This is a genomic window from Arthrobacter sp. Soil_N43, from assembly GCF_057655195.1.
Genome location: NZ_JBDGML010000050.1, coordinates 1 through 9,040 on the forward strand (window position 1 = coordinate 1; position 9,040 = coordinate 9,040).

The 9,040-nt window shown below is 67.4% G+C and carries 8 protein-coding genes; all 8 read left to right on the plus strand.

Annotated features, from left to right (window positions below; all coding sequences use genetic code 11):
* Positions 1-386: glutamate ligase domain-containing protein (locus tag AC3A3W_RS03825; protein WP_487440548.1), on the plus strand; the 386-nt coding region annotated here is incomplete at its 5' end.
* Positions 387-392: 6 nt separating this feature from the next.
* Positions 393-1,862, plus strand: a complete 1,470-nt coding sequence (locus AC3A3W_RS03830; protein ID WP_487440549.1) for a UDP-N-acetylmuramoyl-tripeptide--D-alanyl-D-alanine ligase — start codon at positions 393-395, stop codon at positions 1,860-1,862.
* Complete coding sequence (gene mraY, locus AC3A3W_RS03835) at positions 1,859-2,968, plus strand: phospho-N-acetylmuramoyl-pentapeptide-transferase (protein ID WP_487440550.1); 1,110 nt, start codon at positions 1,859-1,861, stop codon at positions 2,966-2,968. The genes AC3A3W_RS03830 and mraY overlap by 4 nt, the downstream gene beginning before the upstream one ends.
* Positions 2,950-4,539 (plus strand): UDP-N-acetylmuramoyl-L-alanine--D-glutamate ligase, encoded by a 1,590-nt coding sequence (gene murD / locus AC3A3W_RS03840; protein ID WP_487440551.1) that lies wholly within the window; start codon positions 2,950-2,952, stop codon positions 4,537-4,539. Before mraY ends, murD begins: the two co-directional genes overlap by 19 nt.
* A gap of 2 nt (positions 4,540-4,541) precedes the next feature.
* Positions 4,542-5,867, plus strand: a complete 1,326-nt coding sequence (gene ftsW / locus AC3A3W_RS03845) for a putative lipid II flippase FtsW (protein ID WP_487440552.1) — start codon at positions 4,542-4,544, stop codon at positions 5,865-5,867.
* Between the two features lie 10 nt (positions 5,868-5,877).
* Positions 5,878-6,978 (plus strand): undecaprenyldiphospho-muramoylpentapeptide beta-N-acetylglucosaminyltransferase, encoded by a 1,101-nt coding sequence (gene murG, locus AC3A3W_RS03850; RefSeq protein WP_487440553.1) that lies wholly within the window; start codon positions 5,878-5,880, stop codon positions 6,976-6,978.
* Positions 6,975-8,354 carry a UDP-N-acetylmuramate--L-alanine ligase gene (gene murC, locus AC3A3W_RS03855; RefSeq protein ID WP_487440554.1) on the plus strand — a complete coding sequence of 460 codons (1,380 nt, stop codon included), beginning with the start codon at positions 6,975-6,977 and terminating at the stop codon, positions 8,352-8,354. Before murG ends, murC begins: the two co-directional genes overlap by 4 nt.
* A partial coding sequence (locus tag AC3A3W_RS03860) for an FtsQ-type POTRA domain-containing protein (protein ID WP_487440555.1) occupies positions 8,347-9,040 on the plus strand: 694 nt, incomplete at its 3' end. The genes murC and AC3A3W_RS03860, both read left to right, overlap by 8 nt.

Here is a 9,040-nt window from a genome sequence, read left to right on the forward strand (position 1 = left end):
CGACCGGGCAGCGGGACCAGGGGAAGCGTCCGTCCATGGGCGCCATCGCGGCCCGCCTCGCCGACGTCGTGATCGTCAGCGACGACGACCCCCACGACGAGGACGCGGCGGCCATCCGGGCCGATGTGCTGGTCGGCGCCACGGACGCCAAGGAGTCCGAGCGGCTCGACTGCCAGATCCTGGAAGTCTTCCCCCGCGACGAGGCCATCCGCAGGGCCGTTGAACTGGCCGCCGCCAGGGACACCATCCTCGTTGCGGGACGCGGCCACGAAGTGTGGCAGGAGGTCAAAGGTGTGAACCTTGCCCTCGACGACAGGGTGGAACTCCGTAAGGCCTTGACGGCACGGGGATTCACCGTTCTTGAAGACGACCGGATAGAGTCCTAGACCGACATGATTGCATTTACTGCGGCGGAAATCGCCGACATCACCAGCGGCCTGCTCCTTGCCGACCCCGAGCTCACTCCCACTTCAGTGGTCACCGACTCACGCGAGGCCACCTCCGGCTCCCTTTACGTGGCCAAGCCCGGCGAAAACGCGGACGGACACGATTTCATGGGAGCGGCGTTTGACCGCGGCGCCGTCCTGGCGCTGGCCGAACGCGAAGTCACCGATTCCGCAGGAACGAGCTACCCGGCTGTCGTCGTGAAGGACGCTGTGCTGGCCATGGGCGCCCTGGCCGCGGAAGCGGTCCGGCGGATCAGGGCACGCCGCGAGGCGGCCGGCGAACAGCTAACGGTCATCGGCATCACAGGATCTGCCGGCAAGACCAGCACCAAGGACCTCCTGGCCGGCATCCTGTCAGCGGAGGCCAACACCGTGGCGCCGCAGGGGTCCTACAACGGCGAAGTGGGTGTGCCGCTTACTGTCTTCCAGGCCGGCTTCGACACCCGGTTCCTCGTCATCGAAATGGGCGCCACCGGCATCGGGCACATCAATTACCTCAGCGAGATGGTCCGCCCGGAAATCGGCGTGGTGCTGGGCGTGGGCACCGCGCACGCCGGCGAATTCGGCGGGGTGGACAACATCGCGACGGCCAAGGGCGAGCTCGTGGAGGCCCTGCCCGTCGCCGGCACGGCTGTGCTGAACCTGGATGATCCCCGGGTGGCGGCCATGGCCGGCCGCACCCAGGCTGCCGTGTTCGGGTTCTCCTCCAGGAACGCCGAGACGGACGGGCCGGTGGCCCGGGCACTGCACCTGGACACCAACGCCGCAGGCCATCCGGAATTCGATCTTGGACTCCCCGGTGAGGAGCCTGTCCACGTAAGCAGCAGGCTCATCGGGGAACACCACGTCGCAAACCTCCTCGCCGCTGCAGCCGCGGCCTCCGCCGCCGGTATCCCTGCGGCCAGCATCGGCGCATCCCTCAGCTCCCAGTCGGCCGCCAGCCGCTGGCGCATGGAACGCACTGAGCGGCCGGACGGCGTCACCATCATCAACGACGCCTACAACGCGAATCCGGAATCGATGCGTGCGGCGCTCCGGACCCTGGCAGACCTCGGCCGCGGCCGCCGCACCTGGGCAGTCCTCGGAGCCATGCTGGAGCTGGGCGACGAGTCCATCCGGGAGCACACCGCCGTGGGCACCCAGGTGGTGCGGCTGAACATTTCACGCCTGCTGGTGGTGGGACGGGAAGCGCGGTCGCTCTATGTCTCGGCCATCCAGGAAGGGTCCTGGGGCGAGGAATGCATCTTTGCCGAAACTGTGGACGAGGCCTACGACGTGCTGGAAGCCCAGCTGGAACCGGGGGACCTGGTGCTGTTCAAGTCCTCCAACAGCGTCGGACTGCGCCATTTGGGCGATCGGATAGCATTACCCGGACAATTTCGCGCAAGTGCCAATGAAGGGAGCGAGCTGCTGTGATTGCACTATTGATCGGCGCTGGCCTGGCCCTGCTGATGGCATTGGTGGGCACCCCGCTGTTCATCCGCCTGCTGGTCCACAAAAGCTACGGCCAGTTCATCCGGGACGACGGACCGACGTCGCACCACACCAAGCGCGGCACCCCCACCATGGGCGGAACCGTGGTGGTCACGGCTGTCCTCCTCAGCTATGGACTGACGCACCTCATTATGTGGATGATGAATCCGCGGTCCGCCGGACCATCGGCCTCGGCGCTGCTCCTGCTGTTCCTGATGGTGGGCATGGGACTCGTTGGCTTCCTGGATGACTTCATCAAGATTTCACGGCAGCGCAGCCTTGGCCTGAACGCCAAGGCCAAGCTGATCCTCCAGGGCGCAGTGGGCATCATCTTCGCCGTCCTGGCCCTCTACTTCCCCGATACGGACGGGCTCACGCCGGCGTCCACCAAGATTTCCCTGGTCCGCGACATCCCCTGGCTGGACCTGGCCTTCGGCGGTACCGTGCTCGGCGCCATTCTCTTCGTCCTGTGGTCCAACCTGATCGTCACTGCGGCAACCAACGGCGTCAATCTCACAGACGGCCTGGACGGACTCGCAGCCGGGGCCTCGGTCATGGTCTTCGGCGCCTATACGCTGATGGGCATATGGCAAAGCAACCAGGCCTGCGGTTCGCCCCGCCAGGCAGGCAGCGGCTGCTACTCCGTGCGGGACCCGCTGGACCTTGCGCTCCTGGCCGCCATCATGAGCGCGGCGCTCGTGGGCTTCCTCTGGTGGAACACATCACCGGCCAAGATCTTCATGGGCGACACCGGATCCTTGGCAATCGGGGGCGCCATCGCCGGGTTTGCCATTCTCTCGCGCACCGAACTGCTGCTGGCTTTCATCGGCGGCCTGTTCGTGCTCATCACGTTGTCGGTCATCATCCAGGTGGGCTATTTCAAGGTCACCAAGGGCAAGCGCTTCTTCAAGATGGCGCCGCTTCAGCACCACTTCGAACTCAAGGGCTGGGCTGAAGTCACGGTCGTCGTCCGTTTCTGGATCCTTGGCGGCCTGTTTGTCGCCGCGGGCCTTGGCATCTTCTACGCAGAATGGGTGGTCCTGCTGTGACTGGCATCGAAACCGGAACGGGCCGGCTGAAAGATTTGGTCAGCTGGGACTCCGACTGGGCGGGGCTCCGCGTTGTGGTCACCGGCATCGGCGTGTCAGGCTTCTCCGCGGCGGACACCCTCATCGAACTGGGTGCCCGCGTGGTGGTGGTGGATGCCGCGACCTCGGAAACGGCCGAGGCCAAAGCGGACACCCTGAGAATCGTGGGCGCCGCGGACGTCCTTCTCGGCGACGACGCCGTGCGGGCGGTGCCGAAAATCGACGGCATGAAGCCGGACCTGATCGTCACCTCGCCAGGCTGGCGGCCGGACCAGGCATTGCTCGCCGCCGCCGCACGCGCCCACATCCCGGTGTGGGGCGACGTCGAACTCGCCTGGCGCCTGCGGGTCCGGGAGGGGCGCAAGACCGCAGACTGGCTAACCATCACCGGAACCAACGGAAAGACGACGACGGTCGGCCTGACCGAGTCCATGCTGAAGGCCGCCGGACTGAAAGCCATTGCCGTGGGCAACGTGGGCACGCCCATTCTCGATGCGCTCCGCGACCCCGTCGAGTACGACGTTTTCGCTGTGGAGCTGTCCAGCTTCCAGCTGCACTGGTGTGAGTCTGTTTCGGCCGTCGCAAGCGTCTGCCTCAACGTCGCCGAGGACCACGTGGACTGGCACGGATCGTACACGGACTACCTGGCTGACAAGGCCAAGATCTACGAGCACACGCAGAAGGCCTGCATCTACAACGCCGAGCAGATCGAGACCGAGCGCATGGTGGAGGACGCCGACGTCGTGGAGGGCTGCCGGGCCATCGGCTTCACCACCGTGACCCCCGCCATCAGCATGCTGGGCGTCGTCGAGGGCCTGCTGGTGGACCGCGCCTTCATCGCGGAGCGCAAGGACAGTGCCGCGGAGCTCGCGTCGATGGCCGATCTCGGCCCGGTGGCCCCGCGCCACATGGTGGCGAATGCGCTGGCCGCCGCGGCCCTGGTGCGGGCCTACGGCCTCAGCCCCGAAGACGTGCGCCTCGGGCTGAAGGCGTACATCCCCGGAAGCCACCGCATCCAGCCCGTGGCCAAGCAGAACGGCGTGCTCTGGATCAACGACTCCAAAGCCACCAATCCGCACGCCGCTGCTGCTTCGCTGTCCGCCTTCGACTCCGTCGTCTGGATCGCCGGAGGCCTGTCCAAGGGTGTCAGCTATGACGAAATCGTGAGCGGGCAGGCAGCCCGGCTCAAGGCGGTGGTGCTCATCGGCAAGGACACTTCGTCGCTGGAGGAGTCGTTGCGGCGACACGCTCCGGATGTACCGGTCATCCGGCCGGGCACGGGCGACACTGAAAATGTGCAGTCTGCCGGAACCGGTCACGACGCCCCGCCGTCCCCGTCAGAGTCCGGCGAGGCTGTGATGGCACAGGCCGTCGCTTCGGCGGCACAGGTCGCCACCTCGGGTGACACTGTGCTCATGGCCCCGGCAGCTGCGTCCATGGATCAGTTCTCTTCCTATGCTCACCGTGGCGACGCCTTCATCGAAGCAGTCCGCGAGCTCGTGGAAGGGCAGGCCCAGACCGGCAAGGAGTAAGAATGGTCAGCACGCCCACACGTCCCGCGGCAGCACGGCCGCGGACAGCGGACACGTTCCGCGGGGCTGCCTCCAGCACCGCGCTGCGACGGCCTTTGGCGGCCAAGCTGTTGCGCGGGTACCGCCGCTTCTGGTCTGCCCTTGAAGGCAGCGGAAAATCCCGCAACGGCTCCACGTACTACCTCATTCTCGGAACCACTTTGGCGCTGACCGCCATCGGCATCATGATGGTGCTCTCGGCGTCCAGCGTGGAGGCCATCGCGGCGGGGGAGTCGCCCTATTCGGCCGCCCTCAAGCAGGGGCTGTTCGCGGGCATCGGCGTCTTCCTGATGTTCATGCTGTCGCGGATCAACGTGGTCTGGCTGAAGCGGCTTGCGTGGGCGGGCATCATCGTCGCCTATGGCCTGCTGGGGCTGGTGCTGCTGATCGGCACGAGCGTGAACGGCAACAAGAACTGGATCGAAGTCGGCGGGTTCTTCACGCTGCAGCCGTCGGAGGCCGCCAAGCTCGCCCTGGCCCTCTGGATGGCCACAGTGCTCGCGAAGAAGTCGAAGCTGATCCACCGCTGGCAGCACGCGGTCATTCCGGTGGTGCCGGTGGCCCTCGGCATCATCGGGCTGGTCCTCGCCGGAAACGACCTTGGCACCGGCATGATCATCATGATGGTCATGGCCGCCGCGCTGTTCTTCGCCGGCGTACGCCTCTACCTCTTTGGCTTCGCCGCTGTAGCGGGCGTCATCGCCACGGCCGTCATGGCCATGACGAGCTCCAACCGCATGTGCCGCATCACCTCGTGGTGGACGGGGCAAAGCTGCGGCGACGGCACCGACGCCAACTACCAGTCAACAAACGGCCTCTACGGGCTGGCCTCCGGCGGCTGGTTCGGCGTCGGGCTGGGCCAGAGCCGGCAGAAATACAGCTGGATACCGGAAGCCCACAACGACTTCATTTTCGCCATCATCGGCGAGGAACTCGGGCTGGTAGGGACCGTCGTCGTCCTGATCCTGTTCGCCATCCTTGGCGCCGCAATCTACCGGGTGGTCGTCGCCCAGGAGGACCTGTTCCATCGGGTCCTTGCCGGCACGATCATGGTGTGGCTGCTGGGCCAGGCCACGGTCAACATGGCCGTGGTCACGGGGCTGGTTCCGGTGATCGGCGTTCCCCTGCCCTTCATTTCCTATGGCGGGTCGGCCCTGCTCATGTCCCTCTGCGCAATCGGCGTAGTGTTGTCCCTGGCCCGGGTTCAGATGGCGCCCAACCTGAGGCCCCGGAAACTGCTTCCTCCCCTTCGGAAGCCGGGCGGCAAGAAATCCCGTACGAAAGCGTAAACAGCACCTGATGAAAAGCGACTCCTTGTCCGTGGTCCTCGCCGGCGGTGGAACGGCGGGCCATATCAATCCGCTGCTCGCCATTGCCTCGGCCATCCGCGAAGCGCGCCCAGACGCGAGGCTGCTCGCCGTCGGAACGTCCACCGGCATGGAGACCAGGCTGGTTCCGGCCGCCGGGCTCGAGCTTGCCACCATTGACCGCGTCCCGTTCCCGCGCCGGCCCTCCGCGGATCTGCTGCGGCTGCCGGGCCGGCTCGCCGGTGCGGTCAAGCAGGCCGGGCGCATCCTGGACGACGCCCAGGCGGATGTCCTGGTGGGGGTGGGCGGTTACGTCTGCACACCCATGTACCTCGCGGCCAGGCGGCGGAAAATCCCCATTGTCATCCACGAGGCCAACGCCCGTCCCGGTCTCGCCAACCGGGTGGGTGCCCTCTTCAGCAGGCACGTTGCCGTGGCCTTCGCCGGCACCCCGCTGCGGAACGCGCGCCATGTAGGCATGCCCATGCGCCGGGAAATCTCTGCCATGGTGAGATCCACGGCGCGGGACGGTGCCCTCACAGCGCTGGGGCTGAGCCCTGAAAAGCCGGTCCTTATCGTGACCGGAGGATCGTCAGGCGCCCAGAGCATCAACCGCACGGTGGCGGCGTCCCTCGGAGCACTGGCAGACGCCGGCATCCAGACCCTGCACATCACCGGGCGGGGCAAAACGGTCGAGGACGGCGACGGAAACGTCCTGCAGGCCGACGGCTACCGCCAGCTCGAATATGTCGACGGCATGGAGTCTGTCTACGCCGCCGCAGATCTTCTGCTCGCCCGTGCCGGGGCAGCCACGGTGAGCGAGGTTGCCGCCGTCGGCGTTCCGGCAGTCTTCGTGCCGTTGCCCATCGGCAACGGCGAGCAGGCCCTCAACGCGGACGGGCTGGTGCAGGCCGGCGGCGCGCTCCTGGTGGCGGACCGCGAGTTCACGCCGGAGTGGGTCCGAGCCCGGCTCATTCCGCTCCTGACCGACCGCTCCCGGCTCGAGGCCATGGCGGCGAACTCAGAAAACCTCGGCATCAGGGATGCCGACCGGCTCATGGCCGGCCTCGTACTGGAAGCGGTATCCAAATGACCAGCAACGGCACACTCCGCCAGGACGCGCTCGGCCGCGTGCACTTCATCGGCATCGGCGGCGTCGGCATGTCCGCCGTCGCCCGGATCATGGTGGCGCGAGGCGTACCGGTCAGCGGCTCGGATGCCAAGGATCTGCCGGTCATGGCAGACCTCGCCGCAGCAGGGGCAAGAGTTGCCGTTGGCTACGCTGAGGCGAATCTTGGGGACGCGCAGACCGTGGTGGCGGGTTCAGCCATCCGGGCTGACAATCCCGAACTCGCCGCAGCCAAGGCCGCAGGCCTGCCGGTTCTGCACCGGTCAGAAGCGCTGGCGGCCACCATGGCCGACGACCTCGTGGTGACGGTGGCGGGCACGCACGGAAAGTCCACCACCACGTCGATGATCGCCGTGCTGCTCCAGGGCGCGGGCATGGACCCGTCATTCGCCATCGGGGCCAACGTCCCGGCGCTCGGTGTCAACGCGGCAAACGGCACGTCCAAGGTGTTCGTCGCAGAAGCCGACGAGTCCGACGGGTCCTTCCTGAACTACCGCCCGCAGATCGCCGTGGTCACGAACGTCGAGCCGGACCACCTGGACCACTACGGCACTCCTGAGGCCGTGTATGAATCGTTCGACCGGTTCACGGCGCTGCTGCCCGCGGACGGCGTGCTCGTGGCCTGCGCGGACGACGCCGGGGCACTGGCCCTGGCCCGGCGCACCAGGGAGCGGGGCAACACCCGCGTGCTGCTGTACGGCACCGCCGAGGAGGCGGACATCCGGCTGTCCGACGGCGGCCCCGGCAACGTGGCGGTCACGACGGCGGCGGGAGAGTTTCCGTTGTCCCTGCAGGTTCCGGGGCGCCACAACGCGCTCAACGCCGCTGCGGCCATGGCGGTTGCCTTGGAACTCGGCGTGGCACCGGAGCAGGCGGCGTCGGCGCTGGCAGGTTTCTCCGGGGCGTCGCGGCGGTTTGAGTTCAAGGGCGAGGGCCGGGGGGTGCGGGTCTACGACGACTACGCGCACCACCCCACAGAGGTGCGCGCCGCCCTGGCCGCCGCACGGTCCGTCGCGGGAGACCACAAGGTGCATGTCCTGTTCCAGCCGCACCTTTTCTCCAGGACCCGTGAATTTGCCAAGGATTTCGCCGATGCGCTCAACACGGCTGACACGGCCCTGGTGCTGGACATCTATCCCGCGAGGGAAGACCCCATCCCCGGCGTGACGAGCGAACTCATCGCCGGGCACCTCGGCGCGGGAGGACGCCTGGTCGCAGGAGGCCAGACCGCCGTGGAGGCACTGTCCGCGGCCGCGCAGCCAGGCGACATCATCCTGACGGCCGGCGCCGGCGACGTCACCGCCTACGGCCCCCTTATCGTGGAGTCGCTGAGTGGCTAGCACCCGCCGGCCCACCTACCGGCCCACCGGCGCCGGAAAGCCCACCGGCTCCGGAAACCTGTCCAAGGCCCCGGAGACGCGGAAGGACGTGAAGCCGGGAGTCATCACGGCGTCCAAGAGTGCCCCGGCCCCGGAGCCCCGGGATCCAGTGCGCAATCCGGCCCGGAATGCAGCGGGGAAGCCGGCAGGGGGAAACCGGACGCGGCCGGCAAAGCCGGGGGAGCAGGGCAGTCCAGCGGAGCAGCAGAGCAGGACTCAGGCCGTCCTGGCAGCCGCCAAGCGCCCGTGGCGGAAGCGCGCGGAAGAGCAGGCACTGCCTCATCGCGGTATGGCAAACGGAGGTAGAACAAGCGGCAGTATGGCAAGCGCAGGGGCAAAGGGCGCAGAGCCGGACAACGTGCTCGCCTTTCCTGAGCCCAAAGGCAAACGCATCAGGCGCAATGTCATCATGGCGGCGTGCGTCGCTGCGGCCCTCGTCGCCGGCCTGATCGTGGCCGCCGTCTACTCGCCCGTGCTGGCCGTCAAGACGGTGACGGTGAGCGGCACCAAGCTGCTGAAGGCCACGCAGGTCCAGGCCGCCCTCAAGCCGCTGGAAGGCACTCCGCTGCCCCAGGTGAACGATGCGGAAGTGGAACGGCTGCTCAAGCCACTGGTCCAGATCAAGTCGGTGAGCACCCAGGCCCGCC